The sequence below is a fragment of the Desulfobulbus propionicus DSM 2032 genome (genome assembly GCF_000186885.1).
Classification (GTDB): domain Bacteria; phylum Desulfobacterota; class Desulfobulbia; order Desulfobulbales; family Desulfobulbaceae; genus Desulfobulbus; species Desulfobulbus propionicus.
Genome location: NC_014972.1, coordinates 369,518 through 394,375 on the forward strand (window position 1 = coordinate 369,518; position 24,858 = coordinate 394,375).

The following is a 24,858-nucleotide window of genomic DNA, read 5'->3' on the forward strand; positions in this document are numbered from 1 at the left end:
CCCGTGTGCAAAAAGTGGGCGTTCAATTGGTTAACGCCTGAGATGCATGCAATGTGCCAAGACCGCCAAATATATTTTTTTTTAAAACTCAATAGATTAGCTGTGTACGCCGCGTGGTTCGTTTATTTGAATTACTATTTCGTATTAGGTGTATTCGTTGGGTCGATGATCAACGAGCCGTGGTAATCGCCCACCGGGCCCATTCATACTGGGCGGAGGAAAGATCATTTTTTTTGTTATCGATAAATTTGGCCAGCGAGGCCGTGGAATCGAAAGTGATGGAATAATAGCCGTCGGCGTGGGCGCCACGACCGAGCAAAGTTGCCTTGCCAGAACGGTCGATCCCCACCATGAGGTCGAGATTCTTGTAAATGATGGCCTCGGCGGTACGGGTTACCGTGCCGTACTTCGACTCCATGTAAAAGCGGTAGGTGAATCCGGCAACCACAACGATGAGAACCAAGGCGAGACTGGAGGCCAGCTTGGCATAGGGGGTGTAGCTTTGGGGGTTGAAGAAATCGCGGAGGGTCAGACGAACGTGACGATGGATGGCTTGGTGAATATCGGTCAGGCGGGCGAGACAGGGTTGCACCGCCTTGCCGGTGTATCGCTCGACGCTGGCAATGGCTTCGTTGTCCGAGGGATCGGTCATGGCCAGATTGAGGATATGGTCGCCTTCAAACCCCAGCGGCAGCACTTCAAATTTTTTGCAAAGATAACGGGGCAACACCCCCCGCGCGGCATCGGTAAAACCCTGATCGGGATCAATGACCGGCAACTGCAACTGTTGGGAGAGCACCTCCGTCAGCTGGTCACTGGTGATTGCCCCCATGTTGACCAGAATCCTTCCCAGCCTGCGAGTGCCCCCAACCTGCATTTTCAGAGCGCGGTCGACAACTTCTTGAGCAACCAAACCGGCATCGAGCAGGAGTTCTCCTAAACGCTTTTTTTCGGCCATGACGTTTCTCCTTCAGAAGGCGAGGGAAGATGTAACTTGTTGAAAACAAGTTGATATTGAGTTTATAATTTTATTATAGGAATAAAAATCGAAATTAAGCAAGAATGAAATAGGGCTGTGCCCAAAGCGGAAAAGGGCACACCAGCCCCATCTAGCGGGAGAGAAAAAAGAATCTTAATGATCTGAAGAGGATCGAATTCGGAACAAGATCAGTAAGCCGGTGAAAAAAAGAACGACAGATGAAGGTTCCGGAACGGGAGCGGCGGAACGGACGGCGATGGCATAGGCATGGCTGTTGGTTGTTTGCAGAAATTGCGCGCCGTAACCGAAATCAAAGGCCCAGGCACTGGCCATCCCACCCAAAAGCATATCCGATTTGCTTCCAAACCAATAGCAATCGGGCAGCAAGAACGGTTCAAGAGGCGATGTTTTCGCGGCTAACTCCTCAATGGTGTTGGGCGCCTGATGCTGCTTGGATGCAAGATTCAGAGTATTGTAATACAGCTGTCCCAGCTCACTGACGGTGACATTATATTTAGCATCGTTGCCACCGTCATACCCCCAAGTGCCATCGGGTGTATAGGGTAGCCGCCAATCAGCATACCCACCGTACTTACTGTTATTCAAGGCGTCGATCCAATCATTGGCCCCTTGCCAAGTCATTTTGCCGGCCATGGCCGCATTCGTGGTCCAATAGAAATGGCGGTCGGCATCGTAGAGCAGGTTGCCGTGGATACTCAGACTGTCCGCAAAGCAGGAAGAAAAAGGGAGCAGGAAGATTGCCAAGAAACTCACGGAAAAAGAAGTTCGCGTGGGCACAATGCCTCCCGACCGTTTGAGGAAATGTGTTGCAGGCTAGCCTGTTGCAGGCAGAGCAAATATTTTGAGGGTGATAAACGACAACGATACTTTTGTAAAGAAAATTAGTGGGGTACCCTGGAACGGGAAACTTCAGGCCAATAGCGAACTTTTTGGCGGGATGGTGCCGGTCGGTAAGGGGGGATCACGCCGGAGCACGTCAGTCCCGGCGTGATCCACGGTCACCGTTTATTCCCCAACCGTGACGTCCGGTTTGATTTTTTCGATGATTTTGTCGCCGATCCCATTTACTTTGTTGAGATCTTCAACTGTTTTGAAATTGCCGTTGGCGGTACGGTAGGCAACGATGGCTTCCGCTTTTGTCTTGCCGATCCCGTTGAGGGTCGCCAGCTCTTCCGCATTTGCGGTGTTGATGTTCACCTTGGCAAAGGCCGCGGTGGCAAAAAAGAGAACCAGCAAGAGCGTCAGGTACAGCTTTTTCATAGAACCTCCTTTGATGGGATTGAAGGGAAAAAATGAACACGTCCTGGCTCGATGTTAGGGAAGAATCGGATGCGCTGTCAAATTGAAAAAACGCCTAACTGTTCAATGTAGCGAGACGAATGGCTGGAATCCTTTGTGCGGCAGCGCTTTTGGAGCACAAGGGGTGTCTCGATTTTTTTTGGTTCATCTGATGAACGCCAAGGAACGTGTATGTCAACGTTGTCATCCATTGATTACTCTGAAAGCTTGATTGTCCATTTTCGGCGGGCTGAACTCTTGCGGGACGAAGCGGTCGGACTGGTATCCCTGGACCTCAACAGCCGCCAACTCTGTGATCTTGAGTTGCTGTTGCATCGCGGCTTTTATCCGTTGAGCGGTTATCTGAACCAGGACGATTACCTGCAGGTCCTGGAAACAATGCGGCTTGCCGATGGGACGGTTTGGCCGATGCCGATCTGTCTGGATGTCAACGTCGACGTGGCCGCCTCCTTGCAACCAGGGCAGCGGGTGGCCCTAAATGACCAGGAAGGATTCCTGCTCGCCATTCTCACGGTCGGCGAGGTATGGCATCCGGACAGGGAGCACGAGGCGGAAGCGGTCTACGGCACCACCAACCCTGACCTGCACCCAGGGGTGAAGAATCTCTACCAGAAAACAGCCGAATGGTATGTTGGGGGACAGGTGGAGGGCGTATCGCTGCCCATTCATTATGATTTTCGCAATCTTCGCCTCACGCCGGCAGAAACGCATCGGCGGTTTACCCAGTACGGCTGGCGGCGGGTGCTCGGATTCCATACCCGTGAATACTTGCATTGCGCCCACCGGGAAATGGTCTTGGCCGCGGCCCGTGAGATCAATGCCTCCATTTTCATTCATCCGGCCGCGGGACTGGATCATCCAGGCAATCGGGACCATTACACCCTGGTGCAGTGCTATCAGGAGTTTATCACCCATTTCCCGGCCAATATGATTCTGCTGGGGATCGTCTCCCTGGCGGACCGGTTTGCCGGCCCCCGCGAGGCGCTGTGGCACGCGATGATCAGGAAAAATTTCGGTTGCAGTCACTTCATGGTGGCCAAGGACCATGGCGACCCCTTTGCCGGCTCGGACCAGCCGTTATTTTACCCCCAAGGCGCGGCCCAGCAGTTGGTGGCTCGGATGGCCGGGGAAACGGGTATCGCCATGGTGCCCGAACGGGCTATGGGCTATGTGGAAGAAAAAGCCCAGTATGTGTTCCTGGAAAATGTCGGGGAGCATGAGTCGGTCAAGACCATCACCTCGCAGGAACTCAAGCGGCGTCTGGAATGGGGGCTGGAGATTCCGGAATGGTACTCCTATCAAAACGTTATCCAGGCCCTGCGCCGTGCCTTTCCGCCACGATCCCGGCAGGGGTTTACCGTCTTTTTGACGGGATTGTCCGGGTCCGGCAAATCGACCATCGCCAAGGTGCTCATGGTGCGCTTCATGGAGATGGGCAACCGGCCGGTGACTCTGTTGGATGGCGACATCGTGCGGAAAAATCTTTCCTCGGAGCTCAACTTTTCCGAAGCGCACCGCAATCTCAACGTCACCCGTATCGGTTTTGTGGCCAGCGAAATCACCAAGAACGGCGGCATCGCCCTGTGCGCGCCGATCGCGCCCTATGAAGCATCGAGAGCCGCCAACCGGGAATTGATCAGCCGCTATGGGGGGTATATCGAGGTCTATGTGTCGACCCCGCTTGAGGTCTGCGAGCAGCGGGATCGAAAGGGGCTGTACGCCAAGGCCAGGAAAGGGCTGGTCAAGGGAGTGACCGGCATTTCCGACCCGTATGTGCCGCCGGTCAATCCCGAGTTGACCATTGACACCAGCACGATGACCCCGGCCGAGGCGGTGCAGGAAATCCTGCTCTATCTTGAAGAACAGGGCTATATCAGCTGAACGGGTCAGCAGGAGCGAGAAGGACGGAGCACATGGTGGCACGTAGCCCAAATGGTTGGTGGGTCCCCTGGCTCGGTCTGTCGTTGCTGGCCGGTCTGCCGTTCTTTTTTTGGGGCGGGCCTGGGTATTACTCATCCCGGTCGTTCAAGGCGGCCTGGGATCTGGGGCACGTCCTTTTTTTCGCGCTCCTGTCCGTGTGGCTGCATGCCGTCGTGCGCGCCAAGGTGTCGGCTTGGTCGCCGTTTCGGCTCTTTGTCACGCTGTTTATCGGCGTGTTCCTGGCCGGTGTCACGGCGGAGGGGTTGCAGATGCGGTGGGTGGGGCGCAGTCCCGATATCGACGATGTCCTGCGCAACCAGTTGGGTTGCTTGACGGCCTTTGCCTTTTTCATCCGCCCGGCATTGTTGCGTCACACTCCGCAACGCTGGTTCCGTGTGGCGGTATCGCTGGCGCTGTGTGTCACCCTGTGGCCCCTGTCGCGGGCCCTGATCGACGAGAGCCTTGCCGCCCGGCAATTTCCGGTGCTCGCCGATTTTGAAACCCCCTTTGAGCGGTATCGCTGGAACAATGCCCGCCAACTGCGCAAAGAGACGACAACGGTCCGGCACGGCAACACCGCCATGCGGGTCCAGTTGTCCACGGCAAAATATTCCGGGGTGGCCTTGTTTTATTTTCCCGGCGACTGGCGTGGATACGCAACCCTGCATTGCAGCGTCTATAATCCGCAACCAGCGGGGCTGGTGCTCAATTGCCGCATTCATGATACCCACCACAAGGAGCACGGTTCCGAGTTCAGCGACCGTTTCAATCAGCAGTTCATCCTGCGCCAGGGGTGGAACGATTTGGTTGTCTCCCTGGACAAGGTGAAGAACGCCCCCAGAAGCCGCTCCATGGACATGGGGCATATCGAGGGGTTTGGTCTGTTCGTCGTTCAGCAGGACAGCCCGATGGAAGTCTATCTAGACCATGTTTATCTGGGCAGGTAAGTTGCGGTGAACCGCCTTGAGCGGCCCGTTTTCGTTTGCCTGGTTCACTCGACGTGGGGTTGGCAGCCGGGACAGTGGTAGGTGGCCCTGCCACCTTGAATGGTTTTGAGGATGGCTTGGCCGCAGCGGGGGCAGGGGGCGTCTTTGCGGCCATACACCGCGAGCTGCAGTTGAAAATATCCGGGATGACCGCTGACGCCGAGAAAATCGGAGATGGAGGAACCGCCGGCATCAATGGCCAGTTGCAGTATGCGGCGGCTCTCCTGAATGATTCGCCCCCATTCCTTCTCGGTCAGGAGATGTGCTGGTTGCTGCGGTGCAATCCGGGCGGCGAAGAGAATTTCATTGGCATAGATGTTGCCGATACCGGCAATGAGACGGCTGTTCATCAGCAAAGACTTCACGGCGACCCGCCTGCCGCGAGCCAGGGCGAGCAGGTTGTCGGCGATGAAAGCTGGTCCGAAGGGTTCGAGGCCCTCCTTGCGGGAAAAATCCGCCTCCAATTGCGCGGCGTGGTCCGGCGGCCAAACCACGATCGAGCCGAATCGGCGGCTGTCGTTGAAGCGGACATCCAAGCCATTGTCCAGGTGCAACACCAGGTGATCGTGTTTATGGAGCGTCGTTTGCCCCTGGATCAGGCCGAGCTTGCCGGTCATGCCCAGATGTATCACCAGCACCGCGCCGTTGACCATTCGCAACAGCAGGTATTTGGCGCGTCGATCGATGGTCCGGATCTGTTGGGCGGCAATGTGTTCCTGTAGGAGCTTGCGGGGGATTGGGCCGCGCAATCGGTGGGCGCTCCACGAGACCCTGACCACGGTTCTGCCAGACAAGGGGGCCAGCAAGCCTCTCCGGGTTACCTCCACTTCCGGCAGTTCAGGCATGGTCTGCTCCAATAACCCAGGCCAGCAGGTAGTTGTCGAATTCGATGATCCGGGCCAACACCACGCCCTCGTCTCGCACCAGGCAACGGGCGGTCCAGAACGTCGCCAGCGGATCGTGGTCAAGGTCAATGACCCGGATGGCTCCGAAAAAGGAAGGATGATCGGCAAGACATCCTTTCTTCACCGCCTCCTTGACCGTCCACAGGAGGGCCAGCCGGGTCGGCGGGTCCGGGATTGCGCTTGCCAAGGCCCGTTCGTCGGCCGTAGTGATCCGCTCCTGCACCGCGACCAGCCGCGCGGTCTTTTCCTGAATGTCCAGGCCGCAGACCGGAGCCGTGGTCACCAGGGCGGCGGCGTAGTGTTTGCTGTGCGAGATGGACACGTGGAGGGAATCGCCGAAGGGGAGCGGTGAATCCAGCACGGGGCGGCCATGCGCATCGGGCAGGAGCGAATAGTCACGGTAAGGCGTTGACGAGTGAGCGGCTGTCAGTCTGCTCAGGCCGTGTTTGGCCGCCAGCCTGCCGCCCAGCCATTCCACCCGCCGTTTTGGGTAGGTGAGGCCGGCGAGGAAACGGGCTTCATTGGCCGACAGCCAGGACGTCAGCAGCTCAAGGGGCTCCTCTTGGGCCAATAACGGTGCCAGCAGGCGCAGGTCAAGCAGCGAAAGGCAGGTCTTGGCGGGAAGTAGCGGCGCGAACCGGAAGGCCGACACGTCCATGGCGGCCAGGAGCGCATGTCCGCCATTCGGGAACGCCCCCGAACCGTTCCTTGCCATGCTTCGAGGATCCGGTATAATCGGGCGGTTCATGCCGATCGGGTCCTGTGTAACGGGTCGCTGCCGGACCGCGACGCTTTCTTGAACGGCACACGCGATGCCGGTTGCCTTTTCTCCCTTGAAACAGCCATGCCTACCTTCACTGATCTGACCTATTTTGACCGTGCAATTGCCTTGATTTTTTTGTTCTTCCTGGCGCGGGGCCTGTGGATCGGTTGCGTGCGCCAGTTGGCCGCGTTGTTCGCCCTGATCGGCGGCTATTTCTGTGCCAGCCAGTATGGGGACAGGATTCTGCCGTTGTCCGCGCCCTTTGTCGACCATCCGAAAGTGATTTTTTTGGCCTGTTTCGCGGTCAGCTCCCTTGTGGCCGTCGGGGGCTTCACCCTGGTCGGCAAGGTGTTGCGCCGTGTGCGGCGAATCGCCCGGCGTGGTTGGCTGGATCGGTTGACCGGGATGGTGGTCGGTGGGATCAAGGCGGCGATGGTGACCTCGCTGCTGTACATGCTTCTGACCTCCAGCCTCTCGGCCACCAACGAGCTGCTCCGGACCTCCTTCTCCTCGCCCTATCTGCGGCAGGGGGCGGAGGTGTTGCGCTCGCGCATCGTTGATTCACGCCTGCGCGACGCTTTCGCCCAGAAGGAACCCGCCATCCTCCCCGAGCTTCCGCCCGGGAAAGACCAGGAGGAGCCGGTGGAACGGTGACCAGGGTCGCTGCCGCCCTCCAAGCCCGGCTGGTTGAACAGCTTGCTGTATATAGTGTATTTTCGCCTTTCTTTCAAATGCCCCCTTTGAGGTGAAGCCATGACCACATCGCTGCGTTGTTTCACAGCCTACGACGTTCGCGGCAAGGTTCCCGAGGAGTTCAATGCCGATATCGCCCTGCGCATTGCCCTGGCCGTTGTCCGGCACTGCGCGGTGGGCACGATGGTTGTCGGTCGTGACATGCGGTTGAGCAGTCCCGAAATTGCCGAAGCCGTCATGGTCGGCCTGGCAGCCCACGGCATCGACGTGATCGATATCGGCCTCTGTGGCACGGAAGAGGTTTACCACGCGGTCTTCAGCGGTGCGGACAAGGGCGTCGAGGGCGGGATCATGATCACCGCCAGCCATAACCCGGTGGAATACAACGGCATGAAGATCGTCGAGCGGCAGGCGCGCCCGGTTTCGCGCGACAACGGCCTGGTCGAGATTGCCCGCATGGCCGGTGACGAGACCTGGTCTCGGCAGATGTGCGCCCATAAACCGGCGCGGCCCGGCCGTTGCACCAGGATTACCGACAAGCAGGCCTATATCGCCCATCTCCTCAACACGGTCGACTGCGCGATCATGCGGCCGTTGCGTATCGTGGTCAACAGCGGCAACGGCTGCGCCGGACCAATTGTCGACCTGTTGGCACCGCACTTGCCTTTTGACTTCATTCGTCTGCACCATGAACCCGATGGCCGGTTTCCCAACGGTGTACCCAATCCGCTTCTGCCCGAGAAACGGGAGGCCACGGCCATGGCGGTACGTGCGCATCGGGCCGATCTGGGCATTGCCTGGGACGGCGATTGTGACCGCTGCTTTTTCTACGACGAAAACGGCCGGTTCATCGAGGGCTATTATATTGTCGGGTTGCTGGCCACCACCATGCTCCAACACCATCCGGGGGCAACCATTCTCCACGACCCCCGACTGGTATGGAACACCCGGGAGATGGTCCTGGCCGCCGGCGGCATCCCGGTCATGACCCGCACGGGCCATGCCTTTATCAAGGCCGCGATGCGGTCGCTGGATGCGGTCTACGGCGGCGAGATGTCGGCCCATCATTATTTCCGCGCTTTCGGTTACTGCGACTCAGGCATGCTTCCCTGGCTGCTGCTATGCGGGCTGATGAGCCGTTCCGGGCAGAAGCTGTCGGCGCTCTGCGATGAACGGATGGCCGCCTATCCGGTGAGCGGCGAAATCAATTCCAAGGTCGATGATCCCGATGCGGTCATCGCCCGGATCGAACAACGCTACGCCGATGGCGTCAGGGATGACACCGACGGTCTCTCCGTCGAATATCCTCGCTTTCGCTTCAACCTGCGTCGCTCCAACACCGAGCCGGTGCTGCGGCTCAATGTGGAAACCAGGGGCGAGGCAAACCTTTTGCGCCAGAAAACCGAGGAGCTGCTGCAACTGATCAGGGTGTGATTCGGTGTGCCGGCAACGGCCGGAGCGTGCCGATCACGTGGCGTTTCAGGCCGTTGTTCCTCCAACAGGCTCCTTGGGAACTGTCGCAGCGCGGATCGGTTGTTCTCTTCGGGATGCCACGGTGTGCGCGGAGGGGGAGAGGGCAGGACGTTTGAGCGTTTTGCTCCGGATGCCCGGAGCGCTGTTCAGGGGAGGGGATGCCGGGAGCTCTCTTCCGCGTACAGCTTGTGAAAAGCCTCCACATAGTTTTCCAGGATGCCGCGGTCGTTCTCGGAGAGGTGGAAAAATTCAATGCCGTTGTGATAACGGCCTGCCGAGCCGGTCGTATAGACAACACGTCCCATCACATCAATCAGCCGATCCTTCAGCCCCAAGGTGATCAGCACCTGCTGGCCCTGCTGCAACGGGAGATGCGTTTCCATCAGAATCCCTCCCTTGCTGACATTCAGTGTTCGGGCCATGGAATACGCGCCCTGCCGTCCTTGTTCGTCCACGACGAGGTAATCAAGTAAATTTAATGATTCTGGCCGGATGTATTGTCTGCGTTCCGTGGTCATGTCAATCGTGGTGCGTGGTTTGAGGGACAGGGAGCCCGCTTGTTCCCGGGAAACCTTGGAAGGGTGTGTGCGGGGTGGCATGTAAAATTGGTACATCAAGTCTACAGGTTGCCTTGTGCTTTGTCAAATCGCGCGGGATGAAAACAAAAGGCACGACAATTTTGTTTGTTTATTTTGTTCGCATGACAAATATGTTGCGTATGTCTGAATGGTTTGTGGCGAATTTTGTCTTTTTATCTTTTTATTTCATGCAATTAAATCAGAAAAAATAAAATGGCACCTTTTTTGGTATATAAGTGCCGTGGCGCGAACGCAGAAAACGGCGCGTGGGTTCCGCGCGAGGTGGTCTTGACTGGTGCCGGGACAAAAGGTTGCCGGCCGCATGTCCGGTGTGGCGGAATATGGCGGCGGTGTTTGTCGGTTGAGCGAGACGGACTGTTAACGAACGATTATTTCTTTGATTTGTGACGATCGATCAAATATAAATAACAAAAATGTAGAATTGTTCGGGAGGGGAGATGATCAACGGTGCGGACACTGCGTTTATTTTGGCGGCGGCGGGACTGGTCTTGCTGATGACCCCGGGCCTGGCGCTGTTTTACGCGGGGATGGTGCGGAGTAAAAATGTGCTGGGCACCATCATGCAGAGTCTTGTGCTGATCTCGCTCGTCTCCCTGGAATGGGTCTATCTGGGGTATTCGATGTCCTTTGGCCCGGATGTCGGCGGTGTTATCGGTGATCTGTCCTGGGTGGGCCTCAAGGGTGTGGGGACCGCGCCGAGCGCCGTCTACGCCACCACCATTCCGCATTCGGTGTTCATGATCTACCAGTGCATGTTCGCGGTGATCACGCCGGCCCTGATCGCCGGAGCCTTTGCCGAGCGGGTCCGCTTTCCCGCCTTTGTGGCGTTCAGCCTGCTGTGGGCCGTGCTGGTGTACAACCCCGTGTGTCACTGGATATGGGGCAGTGGCGGTTGGCTGGCGAAACTAGGGGTGCTGGATTTTGCCGGTGGATTGGTGGTCCATGCGACCTGCGGCGCCGCGGCCCTGGCCTCGGTCCTGGTCATTGGGCCGCGAAGGGGGTACGGGCAAACCAACTTCATGCCTCACAATCTGCCGATGACCATGCTTGGCACCGGCCTGCTGTGGTTCGGCTGGTTTGGCTTCAACGGGGGCAGCGCTTTGGCGGCCAACGAGCTGGCGGCAACGGCCTTTGTCGCCACCCATCTTGCCGGAATGTCCGGGATGGCCATGTGGACGGTGATGGAGTGGATCAAGCTGGGCAAGCCCACCACCCTGGGGGCAGCCTCCGGCGCCATCGCCGGCTTGGCCACCATTACCCCGGCGGCGGGTTTTGTTGGTCCCAATGCGGCGATTGTCATCGGCTTGATAGCGGGCGTTGTCTGCTATGGGGCGGTCAACATGAAGAGCCGGTTCAAGTTCGATGATTCGCTGGACGTGGTCGGCATCCACGGTGTGGGCGGGGTGAGCGGCACCCTTTTGTTGGGCGTGTTTGCCTCCAAGTCGGTCAATCCGGCGGGGGTCGATGGGTTGCTCGCCGGCAACGGCGCACAGTTGGGGACGCAGCTAATCGGCGTGGGTGTGGTCTGCGCCTATGCCTTTACCGTCAGCTGGCTGATTCTCAAGGGGGTGCAGGCGGTGATCGGGTTGCGCATCACCGAGGAAGCCGAGCATCAAGGGCTTGACTACACCGAGCATTCGGAAACGGCCTACAACTGATGGCCGGGCCAGGCAACAGGCATCGCGGGGTGAGTCTGAGTATTCGAGGAGAGAGTCATGAAAAAAATAGAGGCGATTATTAAACCCTTCAAGCTCGATGAAGTGAAAGACGCGCTCAATGGCATTGGCATCAAAGGGATGACCGTCACCGAGGTCAAAGGGTACGGACGGCAGAAAGGACACACCGAGATCTATCGCGGCGCCGAGTATGTGGTTGATTTCATCCCGAAGATAAAGATCGAGCTGATTGTCCAGGATGAACTGGTCGACCAGGTCATCGAGACGATCACCAAGAACGCTCGGACCGGCAAGATCGGTGACGGCAAGATTTTTGTCCTGCCGGTGGAGCGGATTGTCCGGGTGCGTACCGGGGAGACGGGCAGCGAGGCCATCTGATGGCCGCGACCTTGCGACCGCGCCAGGAGGCACTGGTCGAGGCATGGCGGCAGGGCCTCAGCGGTCAGGAGATCCTGCGCCGTTCGGCAACGCTGGTGGACGAGTTCATCATCGACCGTTTTGACAGCGCGCCGGCGGTACAGCAGGTTCGCGGGTCGATCGCCGTTGTCGCCTTGGGAGGCTATGGACGTCGGGAGTTATCCCCTTGTTCGGATATCGACCTGCTGCTGCTTCACGACCGATGGTCGAAAAAGCACATGCGCGAGGTGGCCGAGGCCCTGCTCTATCCCCTGTGGGATGAAGGTTTCGAGGTGGGGCACAGTGTGCGCGGGGTCAAGGATGCCATCCGGTTCGCCCTTGATGATTTCCACTTTCAGGTGGCTCTGCTCGATGCCCGTTTGCTGGCTGGTTCCAGCGCCCTGTTCGAGGCCTTGCGGGCCCAATACACCAAGCAGGTGTTCGAGGGCCGCCGGGAGGCGTTTATCCGCGCCATGGATGCGGCCAAACAGGAACGCTGGCAAAAGTTCGGGAGCCATACCTACCTGCTGGAGCCCCATATCAAGGAAGGCAAGGGCGGTTTGCGCGACATCCAGGCCATGATGTGGGTGGCCAAGGGCGTGTTTGGCCTGCACGATCTCGATGCCGTTCAGTCCTCGGGAATGCTGGAGGCCGGCAACCGGCGGGCTTTGGAACATTCGTGGTCGATGCTGGCCAAGATCAGGAACCGGCTGCATCTGCTCTGCCGCCGCAAGAACGATCAGCTGATCTTTGAGTATCAACAGGAAACCGCCGAAGCCCTTGATTATCGGGACAAGGACGGCCTGCTCGCGGTCGAGCATTTCATGCGCGATGTCTACAGTCACCTGCAGACCGTGTCGGTGGTGACGGATCTGTTCTTCGAGCACGTGCATGAGGTCATGGGCTTGACCGGCGGCGCGGCGGTGGAACAGCAACTGGAACGATGCATTGTCGCCCGGGGCGGAACAGTGCGCTTGACCTCTGTTGAGGAGTTGGCGGAACGGCCGTACCTGTTGATGCGGCTTTTCCTCCAGTCCGGGCGGACCGGCTTGCCCCTGCACCACCGCACCCGGCAGATCGTGACCGGCCAACTCGATCGGGTCGACGAGTCGTTCCGCCGCTCCAAGCGGGTGGCCCGGGCCTTTCTTGACCTCTTGACCCGGACGGAAACCATTTTTCCGGTGCTGGAAACCATGCTGGCCACCGGTCTGCTCACCCGGTATCTGCCAGAATTTGCAGGAGTCGAGTCACTGGCCCAGCATGATCTGTATCATCTGTACACCGTGGACCGGCACCAGTTGCAGACCGTGGCCGAGCTTAGCCAGCTGAAAAAGGACCAGGCTGAGCTGTTTGCCGAACTCAAGGAAGAGGAGGTGCTCTTTCTCGCGGCCCTGCTTCACGATATCGGCAAAGGGAAACAGCGCGACCATTCGCAGGTGGGCGCGGAAATGGTGGCAGGCATCGGCAGCCGCCTGCGACTGTCGCCTGAGAGCTGCCAGACCTTGGCCTTTCTCATCCGTCACCATCTGTATCTGCCCGAAAACGCGATGCGCCGCGATTTTTCCGACCGAGCCTTCATCCATCAGGCAGCGGAACTGATCGGTGACAGCGAGCGGCTGACCATGCTCTATCTGCTGACCATCGCCGATTCCAAGGCCACCGGACCTTCGGCCTGGTCGGATTGGAAAGCAAGCCTGCTCTCGGAGCTGTATTTGACCATCAAGGCCTGTCTTGGTGCCGATTGCCACGTCGATACAATGGACAGGGACGGCGAAGAACAAGGGGTGAGCTGGCTGCGGGAACAGATCATGGCCCGGCTCGATGGTCAGCCCGCCCGGATCGAGATCGCGCATCTGCCCGCCGACTACCTGCTGAGCTTCAGTTTGGAGGCGGTGCTGCGGCACCTGACCATCCATGGTGAAAAATCGGCCCGTCTTCGCCAGCAGGTCCTGCTCTTTGCCGAGCCGGGCAGCCGATCCTGGTCCCTGCTGATCATGGGACCGGATAAGGTGGGGCTGCTGGCCAAATTGTGCGGCGTGCTCGCCCTGCACAACTTGAGCGTGCTGTCGGCGCAGATTTTTACCTGGCCGGACGGCACGGTGGTCGATACCCTTGAAGTCTCCCCGGCCACCGCCCGCGGCTTTGACGAGGTGGATTGGCCGGCGGTTGAGCGGGATCTGAACTTGGCGATCAACTACCGTCTCGATGTCGGTTTTCAGCTCAACGAGCGGACTCGGCCGCCGTGGTGGGGCGGGGGACGGCCGGTGCAGCAACTGGAGCGGAAGGTGGTCATTGATAATCAGACCTCGCACCAGTACACCATTGTCGAGGTCTATGGAGCTGACAGTCGCAGCACCCTCTACCACCTGACCCAGACCTTGGCCGATTTTGGGCTGGCCATCCACCGGGCCCGTATCGCCACCGAGGTCGAGCAGCTGATCGATGTGTTTTATGTGCGGACGCAAGCGGGCGACAAGCTGACCGATGTCGAGGCCATGGACAAGGTTCGCCTGACCCTGATGCATCTCATCGGCGAGGATGCCGCCAATGAGGCGGTGGCCGCCCAGAAGGAAACAGGCAGGACATGCAGTGCCCAGTAGTCGAAAAATAATCCGGTGTGCCGGATTGCTTAATCAACCATCCAGGATAGGAGATGAGTTATGACACGCGATGAAATAATGAAGATTATCAAAGAGAAGAATGTCAATTTCTTCCGCCTCCAGTTCGTCGATATTTTCGGCGCGATGAAGAACATCGCCATGCCGCTCAGCCAGATCGAGAAGGCGCTTGACGGCAAGATCATGTTCGACGGTTCGTCCATCGAGGGATTTGTTCGCATCAACGAATCGGACATGTACCTCAAGCCGGACTATGACACCTTTGTCCTGTTGCCCTGGCGCGAAAAAGACGGCAGCAATGCCGCCCGGGTCATCTGCGATGTCTACAAGCCGGACGGCACCCCGTTCATCGGCTGTCCGCGCAACAACCTCAAGCGGGTGCTCGCCGAGGCCAAGGCCATGGGCTACACGATGAACGTCGGCACCGAGTGCGAATTCTTCCTCTTCCGCCGCGACGAGGAGGGCCTGGCCACCACCATCACCGATGACGTGACCGGCTATTTCGACGTGGAGCCCGACGACGCCGGCATCGACTGCCGCCGCAAGATCATCCAGACCCTGGAAGCCATGGGCTTTGAGATCGAGGCCTCCCATCATGAGGTGGCCGAGGGCCAGCACGAGATCAACTTCAAGTATGCCGATGCCCTGACCGCCGCCGACAACACCGTGACCTTCAAGTGGGTGGTGCGCTCGATTGCCGCCGAGTTCGGCCTGCACGCCACCTTCATGCCCAAGCCGGTGTTCGGGATCAACGGTTCCGGCATGCACACCAACCAGTCGCTGTTCAACCTGGACGGCACCAACGCTTTCTTTGACGAGAAAGGACCGTTGCAGCTGAGCGAGGTGGCCTACAAGTACATCGCCGGCATCATGAAGAACGCCAAGGGGTTCTGCGCGGTGACCAACCCGCTGGTCAACTCCTATAAACGCCTGGTCGCTGGCTACGAGGCCCCGGTGTACGTGGCCTGGTCTGCCTCCAACCGTTCGGCCCTGGTCCGTATCCCGGCCTCACGGGGCATGGGCACCCGCACCGAGGTTCGTTGCCCCGATCCCACCTGCAACCCGTACCTGGCTTTTGCCATGATGCTGAACTCGGGCCTGGACGGCATCAAGAACAACCTGCCGGTCCCGGATGCGGTCAATGCCGACATTTTTGAGATGACCGCCGGCGAGAAAAAGGAGGCCGGCATCGCCAGCCTGCCGGCCAACCTGTACGAAGCCATCCAGGAACTGAAGGCCAACCCGATCGCCAAGGATGCCCTGGGACCGCACATCTTCGAGAAATATATCGAAGGCAAGGAAAAGGAATGGGATGCCTTCCGCACCGCGGTGACCGATTGGGAACTGGACAATTATTTGAGCAGATATTGATCGAATAGATCAGCCTACGGTCCCTTCAAGGGGGCATTCCTTCGGGGGTGCCCCCTTTTTCGTGCCCTTGGCAGGGAACGCCGGCAGCGACCGGGCCATGGTGGGCTTGGGGTGCGGCGCGTGTTTCTTGTCCGCGCGGGTAGCTTTCGGCGGGCGGTTCGCGTATAATGCCGCCACGTCTCCGATGGGACGCGGCAGCAGACCCGCATGGTGCGGTTCGGGGAGAGCGAGGCGCAACACCCGGGGGAACCGCCATGCCGGAGGAGTGCTGCTCCAACCTCATGGCACCTGAATGAACAGCAGCAACAGCGTTGACATCAACGGCAATAAGATCCGCCTGATCAGGGAGCAGAAGGGCTTGACCCAACTGTATCTCGCCACCGTGGTCGGCGTGACCACCGACACCATCTCCCGCTGGGAGAACCGTCGCTACCCCAGCATCAAGCTGGAGAACGCGAAAAAGCTGGCCGAGGCCCTGGAAGTGTCCCTGGAGGAACTGCTGGAGATGGAGGCTGATCGCGAGCCGGACGCGGAAATCGGCGGCGAGGAAGCAGCTGCCGACAAGGCGGTTTCCTCCCTTGCCGGACGAATTGGGGTGCCATGGCCGCGTGGCCGGTGGTGGATTCTTGCCGGGGCGGGCGTGCTGATCGTCGCTGCCCTGGCCTGGGCCGTGATCGTCACGAATCGGTCCGGGATGGAGGCGGTGCGGATCATGCCCGCGCATACGGCGCCCAACCTGTCCTTTCCGGTGCTGATACGGATCACCGGTGCGCTGGATGCCGGCAACACCCTGCTCATCCGCGACGAGTTGTTGGGCGAGGGGCAGGCCATCGGCGCGGAAGGCGAGGGCTCGCCCAAGGAGTTCGGAAAAAATCCTCGGTGGATCGGCAAGCTGGCCGGCGGCGAGGCGGCTTTTCTCTACCTGGTGAAGCCCGACAAGAAACTCCGCCCCGATGAGGAGATCGAGTTCGCTGGCGACCTCATCACCCGGGAAGGGCAGAGTTTTGGCGAAAAGATCGGCGGCGAACGGCGGATCACCATTGCTCCCTATCACTGGGCCGACCGGGACAAGGATTACGTCATCAGTGACAGCGAAATTCTCAGAGCTCATGAAACCTATTCCCTGCCGGGAAGCAATTTGATCGATTTCAACGAGATCGAGGAGCTGTGGCTCGCCGGCAAGTACGACTGGAACAAAAAAACGCAGACCTTTGTCCCGGTTGCCCCGACTGAAGGCAAGCAATGAGCGCGCTGGGCGTGGTTGTCCGCTGCTATCGAGCGGCTCCGTCCTGGCCGGTCTCATTGTCGGAACAGAACCGCCCCTGAAGGCGCGGCGCCAAGCGGAGCCCCGCGTTTTCGCGCAAGGAGGAATGGATGTATATTGGCCAAATCATGCACACCAAGCTGATCACCGTGTCGCCGGAAACCACCCTGGTCGAGGCCCGCGAACTGATCGCCATGCACCAGATCGAGCACCTGCTGGTGGTCAGCAACCGCGGACGGCTGGTTGGCGTTGTGTCCGATCGCGACCTCAAGCAGAACTGGGCCTCTCCGGCCACCGCCCTCAGCGCCCACGAGCTCCATTACCTCCTGGAAAAGGTCGAGGTGGGCATGATCATGGTGAGAACGGTCAAGACCGTCACCCCGGAAACCACCATCGAACGGGCCGCCTCGATCATGCAAGCCGAGAAGATCGGTTCCCTGCCGGTGATGGTGGGCGACACCCTGGTTGGGATCGTCACCAGCACCGATGTCATGGCCGTGCTGCTCCAGGCCATCGGCATGGGCGAGGAGAGCATGCGCCTCGGGGTCCTGGTCGACGACCGGATCGGCCGGCTGGCCGAGGTCACCGCGATTTTTCAGCAACAGGGCATCAACATTCAGAGCTTCTTCTGCTGGCCGGTCAAGGACTCTCCCGACATCTTCCATCTGGTGATCCGGGTGGCCAAGGCGGAGGGGGACAGGGCGATTGCCGCCCTGGAGGCCAAGGGGTTTCGGATATTGACCCGTTACGAGCCCGATTTGCAACCCTTCCTGCCACGATCAACAGGCAGGTGATTGTTGCCGGCATCGTTCCCTGATCGCGCCGGACGCCCGTTCCGCATCCGGCGCGCGCTTGCTTATCGCTGCAACCCTTGGGTCAGTTCGACCAATTCCTTTTCCAGCAGCGTTTCTTTTTCCAGCAGGATCTTGGCGCAACGTTCCAGTATTTCCCGGTTGTTTTCCATGATTCGATAGGTCACGGCAAAGGTGTCGTCGATGATCTTGCGCACCGAGGCGTCGATCTGCTGGGCCGTGCTGTCGCTGATCTGGCAGCCGTTGATCCCTGGCCCGTGCTGCTGGCCGAGAAAAGTCGGCTGATTTTCCTCGTAGACGACAAAGCCGATGGCCGGATCCATGCCGTAACGGGTGACCATGTTGCGGGCAATGTCCGTGGCCCGGGCGATATCGTCCGAGGCGCCGGTGGACAGGTGGTTGAAAATGAGCTTCTCCGCCGCCCGCCCGCCGAGGAGCACGGCGATCTTGTGCTCCAGTTCCTCCTTGGTCATGAGGAAGCGATCTTCTGTCGGCCGCTGCAGGGTGTAGCCCAGGGCGCCGATGCCCCGAGGAATGATGGAAATCTTGTACACCGGATCGCTGCCGGGCAGGGCCAGGGCTGCCAGGGCATGGCCGACCTCGTGGTAGGCGACGATCTCGCGCTCTCTGGCATTGAGCAACCGATTCTTTTTTTCCAGGCCGGCGACGATACGCTCGATAGCCTGGGTGAAATCTTCCATGCTGACCTCGGTGGCCTGACGGCGGGTGGCGAGCAGGGCTGCCTCGTTGACCAGGTTGGCCAGATCGGCACCGGAAAAACCGGTGGTCAGGTCGGCCACGTGGCCGGCATCGACATCGCTGCCCATCTGGATTTTTTTCATGTGCACCTTGAGGATGGCGATGCGCCCCAGTTTGTCGGGTCGGTCGACCAGCACCTGGCGGTCGAAACGGCCGGCGCGGAGCAGGGCGGGGTCAAGCACCTCGGGTCGGTTGGTGGCGGCAAGCAGTACCAGGCCGCTGCTCGGATCAAAGCCGTCCAGTTCGACCAGCAGCTGATTGAGGGTCTGTTCCCGTTCGTCGTTGCCGCCCAGGCCGGCGGCGGAGCGCACCCGCCCCAAGGCGTCGAGTTCATCGATGAATATGATGGCAGGAGCTGACTTGCGCGCCTGTTCAAACAGGTCGCGCACTCGGGCCGCGCCCACGCCGACGAACATTTCGACAAATTCCGAGCCGCTGATCGAAAAGAAGGGTACCCCGGCCTCTCCGGCTACCGCCCGCGCCAACAGGGTTTTGCCCGTGCCCGGAGGGCCGACCAGGAGCACGCCCTTGGGCATGCGGGCCCCCAGCTTGCCGTAATCCTCGGGCGCCTTGAGAAAATCAACGATCTCCTGCAGTTCCGCCTTACTCTCCTCCACCCCGGCCACATCCTCGAAGCTGACTCCGGTCTGGTGTTCCACGTAGACCTTGGCCTTGGATTTGCCGATGTTCATGAAGCCGCCGCCTATTCCCTGTTTGTCGACGAACTTACGGAAGATCAGCATCCAGATGCCGAAGAACACCAGCGCCGGCACGATCCAGGAGAGCAGGGTGGCCAGGAACTTGCTCTCATAGATCTGGGTATAGGGGACATTGTATTTCGACAGGTGCTCGGCGAGACCCGGTTCGACCCGGTTGGCGACGATGATTTTCTTGCCGTTTGGGTCAGGCTCCTTCAGCTCGCCGACGATGTACTTCTCCCGGATGCTCAGTTCCGCCACCTTGCCCTGCTGGAGCAGGGTTTCCAGCTCGCTGTAGGGCACGGCGGTGATGCTCTGCTGCTCGACCCAGATTTCGTGGATGATCAGAATGCCGAAGGCGGCGAAGATGGCAAAGATCACATTGTATTTGTGTTTGTTCTCCATGTCTGCACCAGGGAAAGGGTCCAAGGGAAAAACAACGTGTGTTGGGGGGATAATAATCATGCGGCCGAGGGAGTGCCAGCGGAAATTCCAATCTTCTCGACAGGATAGAATTTCAAACGTTTGCCGGGAGCGGCAGGCCGCCCGCTTGCCGCCTTACTGGAGCTTGGCGGTGATGTGATGCAGGGTTGCCTCCTTGACGATGTCGATGAGCTTTGAATCCTGGGCATAGGCCTCCTCGGTGAAGACCTCCTGATACTCGGGCAGGGTGGCGATCAACAGTTGATGGAATCCGTCCGGCCGATCGACATCCAAGGTCCCCGGTTGGACCGGAACCACCGCGGCCACCTTGACCGAAATCTCGCCATCCAGCCGTTTGAACGCGGTGATAATGGTACAGCGGCCCTTTTTCAGGCGGGATTTCATGCGGTTGAATCGTTCCGAGCGGCGGGTGTACTCGTGAATCACCGAGGTCAGGGCGCCATCTGGACCAGGAAAATACTGGTTTTTGCCAAACACGTTGGCGAGCACCAGGGTCAATTCATCGGTTGCGATGGCACCCATTGATTGGTGGGTAAAGGTGAAGACCTCGGAATGTTCGGCAATGATGCCGTTTTGCTGTTCGCCGACGATGTAAATAAAGCGATCCGACTGCTGCGATTTCACCACAGGTTTCCTCCGGCTGATGGACGATTCGATGAAGAAGGGGGCGCTGCCTGGTTTTCATACCATACCCCTGCCGTGTTCGGAAAGCGCATAACCGGTCAAGAGGATGCACGTCTTTTTTTTTCACCCCTCCCGATGGCTGTTGCCGGAATGGATCTTGCCGCTGGATTGAGCGGCAGCTGTGGCCCCTGCTGGTGTCGTCTTGTTAAAAATATCGATAAAGCAAGTTGATGGGTGGTGCCGACATGAACCCGACATGGCCCGGTATCGGGGAACAGGTCACCCGATATCCACTGACAGCCACCGGAGGCCAATCTACAGTGCAGGCACAGGATCGGAGATTCGTCGCTGGCCGATCCTTGAGGAGTGTGAACAACGATGAACCGAAAAGAACGAGGTGGCCTGTTGGTCTGCCTGACCCTGCTGATCACCGCCCCGCCCCTGGACCACGAGCATTTCTGCACGGTGCTCTCCGTCCACCGGGGCAAGGTGGTTCTGCAGTGCGACAAGCCCACCGGGATGCACCCCGATGAGCGGGTCAGACTGGGGCCGATCAGAAAGAAGGGACAGGAAGGTCGCTGACCGAGGCGACCGTGTCAACGAACGCAAAGGAGAAAAAAATGAACGGCAGGAAAATGCTTGTTGGCGGAATGCTGGTCCTGGCGCTGTTGGGACTGGAAGGACATGTGAATCAGGTCGAGGCCCGAAGTCGTGTCTATGTGGGCGCCGATCTGGGGGGGCTGGTGCTGGGCTTTGGCGGTTATCCCCGCTATGTGCACCACCGGCCTCCTCCGTATGTCTACGGCTATGACCGGTATGTTCCAGTGGGGCCGCCCCCCTATCCGCCGCGCGGCTGGTATCGGTATAACCCGCCTCCGCCGGTGTATTATCATGATCACCGGCGGCCGCATCATCGGCATCACCATGATCGAGGTTACCGTGGACGATGGTGAGGAGCCGCCTCATGCGAGGCGGCTTCGGGACAGGTCAGAGAGTTCCGGGGCCGAAAATCCAGGAACGGACGCTGCTGTGGAGAGCGCGTATTCCCCCGGCGTCCCGGACGCCGGGGGCCTGACAGCGTCGATCCGTGCTCAGCCCCGGAGGACGTTGGCCACTTCCCGGGCGATGGCCAGCTCTTCGTTGGTGGGGATGACGAAAACCCGCACCGAGCTGTCCTCGCGGCTGATGCGGCGTGCCTCCTTGGAGCGTAGGCGGTTTTTTTCCGGGTCGAGGTGGACGCCAAAGACCTCCAACCCCTTGAGCGATTCGGCGCGGACGATGTCGTCGTTCTCGCCGATGCCGGCGGTGAAGACAATCCCATCCACCCGGCCAAGCACCGCCATGTAGGCGCCGATGTACTTGCGGTTGCGGTAGGTCTGCACTTCCAAGGCCAGGGTGGCGCGCGCATCGCCGCTCGCCACTGCCTGATGGATGTCGCGCATGTCGTTCATGCCGCACAAACCTTTGAGGCCCGACTCCTTGTTGAGCATCGCATCGATCGCTTCCAGGTCCATGCCCTTGTTCTGCTTCAGAAACAGATGGATGGCCGGGTCGAGATCGCCGCAACGGGTGCCCATCACCAGCCCCTCCAGGGGGGTCATCCCCAGCGAGGTATCGATGCTGCGGCCATTTTCGATCGCGGTCATCGAACAGCCGTTGCCCAGGTGGACGGTGATCAGGTTGCATTCATCCAGCGGCTTGGCCAAGAGACGAGCGCACTCGCCGGCGACAAAGCGGTGCGAGGTGCCGTGAAAGCCGTAACGCCGTACCCGGTCCTGCTCGTAGAGCTGGTAGGGCAGGGCGTACATGAAGGCGCGCGGCGGCATGGTCTGGTGGAAGGCGGTGTCGAACACCGCCACCTGGAAGACCGTCGGGAAGATGTCCATGGCCACGCGGATGCCGTCGAGGTTGGCCGGGTTGTGCAGCGGCGCCAGCGGAATATTGCGCTGGAGGGCCTCGATCACCTTGGGGGTGATCCGGGTGGATTCGCGGAAATCCTCGCCGCCGTGGACCACCCGGTGACCAATGGCGCTAATCTCGGAAGTGTCTTTGATAATCCCGTGCGCCTTGTCGGTGAGCAGGGAAATAACCAGCATCATGCCGCTGTAATGGTCGGCGATCTGCTGCTCGAGCACGGTTTCCCGCTGGGTGGCGGTCCCCGGCAGGAAGGTGTTTTTCAAGCGGCCGGTCTCCTCGCCGATCCGTTCCACCAAACCCGTGGCCAGCACGGTTTCCGTCTTCATCTCGATCACCTGGTACTTGATCGAGGAACTTCCTGAATTAATAATAAAAAATTTCATAATCTCGTGTCCGTTGGAGGAGTGGGCTTAACGGTTCTTGGCCACTTGCGCCTGAATGGCGGTCAGGGCCACGGTATCGACGATGTCCTGGACGGTGCAGCCGCGCGACAGGTCGTTGACCGGCTTGTTGAGTCCCTGGAGAACAGGGCCCATGGCCACGGCGTTGGCGGCTCGCTGCACGGCCTTGTAGGTGTTGTTGCCGGTGTTGAGGTCCGGGAAGATGAACACCGTGGCCTGGCCGGCCACCTGTGAATTGGGCGACTTGAGCCGGCCAACCTCGGGATCGAAGGCGGCATCGTACTGCAGGGGGCCTTCCAACGGATAGTCGAGGCCGCGCTCGGCCATCAGCTGCTTGGCGATGGCGGTGGCGTGGACCACCTTGTCCACATCCTCGCCGGAACCGGACGAACCGGTGGAGTAGCTCAGCAGGGCTACCCGCGGTTCGATGCCGTAGATTCGCGCGGTCTCCGCCGAGCTGATGGCTATTTCCGCCAATTGGCGGGCATCGGGGTTGGGGACCACGGCACAGTCGCCGAACGCCAGGATCTTGGATTGCAGACACATGATGAAGATCGAGGAGACCACCGACACGCCGGGCTTGGTCTTGATGAACTCAAAGGCCGGGCGGATGGTCTGGGCGGTGGTGGTCACCGAGCCGGAGACCATGCCGTCGGCCAGGCCCTTGTGCACCATCATGGTGCCGAAGTAGGTGGGGTCGGACATCCGGTCCCGGGCCACGTCCATGACGATCCCGCGATGCTTGCGGATATCGAAATAGGTCTGGACGAACTCCTCGTAACAGCTTGAGCTGGTCGGGTCGAGGATTTGGGCGCCCTCGATGTTGAGATTGAGCTTGTTGGCCTTGGCCCGGATCTCGTCCTCCTTGCCGAGCAGGGTGATGTCGGCGATGCCGCGGCGGAGGATGATGTCGGTGGCGTTGAGGATCCGCTCGCCCGTGCCTTCGGGGAGGACGATGTGCTGCCGGTTGCTGGCCGCCTTTTCCACCAGGGAGTACTCGAACATGCGCGGGGTAATCTTGACCGAGCGCTGGGAGACCACTCGTTTGGTCAGTTCGGGTACGTTGACATACTTGCCGAACCAGCCGAGCGCGGTGGCGATACGCTTGTCGTCGGTGGGTTCGATGCGGCCGTAGAGTTCGTTGACGCTCTGCACCGTGTCGTAGGTGTGCGATTCGACGAACAGCACCGGCACCGGGATGCCGGTCCAACCCTGGATCAGGCGCTGGACGCTGGGGCTGACCTCGATGCCGCCGGTGATGAGGATGCCGGAGATGTTGGGGTAGGCCGAGGAGATCCGGCTGGCGAGGCTTGCGATGATGATGTCCGAACGGTCGCCGGGAGTGATGATCAAGCTGCCTTCCTTGATGTACTCGAGGAAGTTGCTGATCTGCATGGCCGCGACCAGATAGTTGTTCACCAGATTGAGCATGCTCGGCTTGCCGTACAAAACCTCGGCCCCCAGCCAGCGCTTGACGTCGTCGATGGTCGGATTGCCCAGGGCCTTGTTTTCCGGGATCACGTAGAGGGGGTGGGGGCGGCCGAACTGCTCGCGGCACTTGGCGTTGCTGGCGGTATCACGGAGAAAGGTTTCCGGGGCGCGGTTGATGATGCAGGCGGCGATGTCGACTCCCATTTCTTCCAAGGTATCGATGGTGATCGCGGTATGGGTGCAGATCTCCTCGGTGGACTTTTCGCGTCCCGAGGCGATGAGCAGCACCGGCGCGCCCAGGTTGGCGGCGATGTTGGCGTTAAGGTCGAGTTCAAAGCCCGGATCCTTGCCCTGGAAATCGGTGCCCTCGCAGAGCACGAAATCGTACCGGGCTTCGAGCTGTTTGTATTTCTTGAGGATGTTTTCGTAGAGAATGCCCTCCTGGCCGGAGGAGATCAGCTGGCGCGCCTGGCTGAGCGTGTAGGCGTGGGTGTCGTTGTACTCGATGTCGAGCTTGAAGTATTTGAGGATCAGGTTGAGATCGTGGTCAACCCGGCCAAAGACGTGATCGTTGATGATCGGGCGAAAAAAGGCGATCCGGCTGATCTCCTTGAGGATCACCTGCATGACCCCGAGAATGATCGCCGATTTGCCGCTTCGTTCCTCTGCTGCCGTGACGTAAAGATTGTTTGCCATGGAATGAAACCTCATATTCCCGCAGGACGCGGGAGGAGAGACGGAAAACGGACCGGCCCCGGCCGGAACAGGGAGCAGTTCCAACCGGGGGCCGGGGGATTGTGTCGTTGCTG

General features: G+C 59.5%; 22 protein-coding genes. 12 read left to right on the forward strand and 10 right to left on the reverse strand.

Annotated features, from left to right (window positions below; translation table 11 throughout):
• Nucleotides 1-169 precede the first annotated feature (169 nt).
• The 3 genes from DESPR_RS01725 to DESPR_RS01735 form a co-directional block, all read right to left on the reverse strand.
• Complete coding sequence (locus DESPR_RS01725) at nt 170-958, reverse strand: cyclic di-GMP-binding domain-containing protein, MshE-related (protein WP_015723089.1); 789 nt, start codon at nt 956-958, stop codon at nt 170-172.
• A 174-nt stretch (nt 959-1,132) separates the two neighbouring features.
• Complete coding sequence (locus DESPR_RS01730) at nt 1,133-1,777, reverse strand: Lcl C-terminal domain-containing protein (protein WP_015723090.1); 645 nt, start codon at nt 1,775-1,777, stop codon at nt 1,133-1,135.
• A gap of 228 nt (nt 1,778-2,005) precedes the next feature.
• Nucleotides 2,006-2,260: a ComEA family DNA-binding protein gene (locus tag DESPR_RS01735; protein WP_015723091.1), complete on the reverse strand. Its 255-nt coding sequence runs from the start codon at nt 2,258-2,260 to the stop codon at nt 2,006-2,008.
• Between the two features lie 210 nt (nt 2,261-2,470).
• On the opposite strand from DESPR_RS01735, the gene DESPR_RS01740 reads away from it, so the two are divergent.
• Nucleotides 2,471-4,180 (forward strand): bifunctional sulfate adenylyltransferase/adenylylsulfate kinase, encoded by a 1,710-nt coding sequence (locus tag DESPR_RS01740; protein ID WP_015723092.1) that lies wholly within the window; start codon nt 2,471-2,473, stop codon nt 4,178-4,180.
• A gap of 32 nt (nt 4,181-4,212) precedes the next feature.
• The gene (locus DESPR_RS01745) at nt 4,213-5,166 is read left to right on the forward strand and encodes a VanZ family protein (RefSeq protein WP_015723093.1); all 954 of its coding nucleotides are present in this window, start codon (nt 4,213-4,215) and stop codon (nt 5,164-5,166) included.
• A gap of 44 nt (nt 5,167-5,210) precedes the next feature.
• On the opposite strand, the gene mutM is transcribed toward DESPR_RS01745, so the two are convergent.
• Both mutM and DESPR_RS01755 read right to left on the reverse strand, forming a co-directional pair.
• Entirely contained in the window at nt 5,211-6,050 is an 840-nt protein-coding gene (gene mutM, locus DESPR_RS01750; RefSeq protein ID WP_015723094.1) for a bifunctional DNA-formamidopyrimidine glycosylase/DNA-(apurinic or apyrimidinic site) lyase, read from the reverse strand.
• Complete coding sequence (locus tag DESPR_RS01755; protein ID WP_015723095.1) at nt 6,043-6,825, reverse strand: 4'-phosphopantetheinyl transferase family protein; 783 nt, start codon at nt 6,823-6,825, stop codon at nt 6,043-6,045. Before DESPR_RS01755 ends, mutM begins: the two co-directional genes overlap by 8 nt.
• A gap of 129 nt (nt 6,826-6,954) precedes the next feature.
• Between DESPR_RS01755 and DESPR_RS01760 the strand changes: the two genes are divergently transcribed.
• Both DESPR_RS01760 and DESPR_RS01765 read left to right on the forward strand, forming a co-directional pair.
• On the forward strand, nt 6,955-7,527 hold the full coding sequence (locus DESPR_RS01760; protein ID WP_015723096.1) for a CvpA family protein: 573 nt from the start codon (nt 6,955-6,957) through the stop codon (nt 7,525-7,527).
• Nucleotides 7,528-7,626: 99 nt separating this feature from the next.
• The gene (locus tag DESPR_RS01765; RefSeq protein ID WP_015723097.1) at nt 7,627-9,000 is read left to right on the forward strand and encodes a phosphohexomutase domain-containing protein; all 1,374 of its coding nucleotides are present in this window, start codon (nt 7,627-7,629) and stop codon (nt 8,998-9,000) included.
• A 185-nt stretch (nt 9,001-9,185) separates the two neighbouring features.
• On the opposite strand, the gene DESPR_RS01770 is transcribed toward DESPR_RS01765, so the two are convergent.
• Complete coding sequence (locus DESPR_RS01770) at nt 9,186-9,557, reverse strand: PilZ domain-containing protein (RefSeq protein WP_169701502.1); 372 nt, start codon at nt 9,555-9,557, stop codon at nt 9,186-9,188.
• A 518-nt stretch (nt 9,558-10,075) separates the two neighbouring features.
• On the opposite strand from DESPR_RS01770, the gene DESPR_RS01775 reads away from it, so the two are divergent.
• The 6 genes from DESPR_RS01775 (at nt 10,076) to DESPR_RS01800 (ending at nt 17,757) form a co-directional block, all read left to right on the forward strand.
• Complete coding sequence (locus tag DESPR_RS01775) at nt 10,076-11,296, forward strand: ammonium transporter (RefSeq protein ID WP_015723099.1); 1,221 nt, start codon at nt 10,076-10,078, stop codon at nt 11,294-11,296.
• A 57-nt stretch (nt 11,297-11,353) separates the two neighbouring features.
• Nucleotides 11,354-11,692, forward strand: a complete 339-nt coding sequence (locus tag DESPR_RS01780) for a P-II family nitrogen regulator (RefSeq protein ID WP_015723100.1) — start codon at nt 11,354-11,356, stop codon at nt 11,690-11,692.
• A complete protein-coding gene (glnD, locus tag DESPR_RS01785) occupies nt 11,692-14,310 on the forward strand; it encodes a [protein-PII] uridylyltransferase (protein WP_015723101.1) in 2,619 nt (872 codons plus the stop codon). The genes DESPR_RS01780 and glnD overlap by 1 nt, the downstream gene beginning before the upstream one ends.
• Nucleotides 14,311-14,370: 60 nt before the next feature.
• Complete coding sequence (gene glnA / locus DESPR_RS01790) at nt 14,371-15,699, forward strand: type I glutamate--ammonia ligase (protein ID WP_015723102.1); 1,329 nt, start codon at nt 14,371-14,373, stop codon at nt 15,697-15,699.
• 292 nt (nt 15,700-15,991) lie between these two features.
• Complete coding sequence (locus DESPR_RS16925) at nt 15,992-16,945, forward strand: helix-turn-helix transcriptional regulator (protein ID WP_015723103.1); 954 nt, start codon at nt 15,992-15,994, stop codon at nt 16,943-16,945.
• Between the two features lie 128 nt (nt 16,946-17,073).
• Complete coding sequence (locus tag DESPR_RS01800; RefSeq protein ID WP_015723104.1) at nt 17,074-17,757, forward strand: CBS and ACT domain-containing protein; 684 nt, start codon at nt 17,074-17,076, stop codon at nt 17,755-17,757.
• A 62-nt stretch (nt 17,758-17,819) separates the two neighbouring features.
• Here DESPR_RS01800 and ftsH read toward each other — a convergent pair whose 3' ends face one another.
• Both ftsH and DESPR_RS01810 read right to left on the reverse strand, forming a co-directional pair.
• Nucleotides 17,820-19,637 carry an ATP-dependent zinc metalloprotease FtsH gene (ftsH, locus tag DESPR_RS01805; protein WP_015723105.1) on the reverse strand — a complete coding sequence of 606 codons (1,818 nt, stop codon included), beginning with the start codon at nt 19,635-19,637 and terminating at the stop codon, nt 17,820-17,822.
• 153 nt (nt 19,638-19,790) lie between these two features.
• On the reverse strand, nt 19,791-20,300 hold the full coding sequence (locus tag DESPR_RS01810) for a hypothetical protein (protein ID WP_043769527.1): 510 nt from the start codon (nt 20,298-20,300) through the stop codon (nt 19,791-19,793).
• 378 nt (nt 20,301-20,678) lie between these two features.
• Here DESPR_RS01810 and DESPR_RS01815 point away from each other — a divergent pair, with 378 nt between their 5' ends.
• Both DESPR_RS01815 and DESPR_RS01820 read left to right on the forward strand, forming a co-directional pair.
• Nucleotides 20,679-20,882 carry a hypothetical protein gene (locus DESPR_RS01815; RefSeq protein ID WP_015723107.1) on the forward strand — a complete coding sequence of 68 codons (204 nt, stop codon included), beginning with the start codon at nt 20,679-20,681 and terminating at the stop codon, nt 20,880-20,882.
• A 38-nt stretch (nt 20,883-20,920) separates the two neighbouring features.
• Nucleotides 20,921-21,253, forward strand: coding sequence for a hypothetical protein (locus DESPR_RS01820; protein WP_015723108.1), 333 nt, complete (start codon nt 20,921-20,923; stop codon nt 21,251-21,253).
• A 138-nt stretch (nt 21,254-21,391) separates the two neighbouring features.
• Here the strand turns inward: DESPR_RS01820 and DESPR_RS01825 are convergent, their stop codons facing one another.
• Both DESPR_RS01825 and pta read right to left on the reverse strand, forming a co-directional pair.
• Nucleotides 21,392-22,600, reverse strand: a complete 1,209-nt coding sequence (locus DESPR_RS01825) for an acetate kinase (protein WP_015723109.1) — start codon at nt 22,598-22,600, stop codon at nt 21,392-21,394.
• A gap of 27 nt (nt 22,601-22,627) precedes the next feature.
• The gene (gene pta / locus DESPR_RS01830) at nt 22,628-24,745 is read right to left on the reverse strand and encodes a phosphate acetyltransferase (RefSeq protein WP_015723110.1); all 2,118 of its coding nucleotides are present in this window, start codon (nt 24,743-24,745) and stop codon (nt 22,628-22,630) included.
• Nucleotides 24,746-24,858 lie beyond the last annotated feature (113 nt).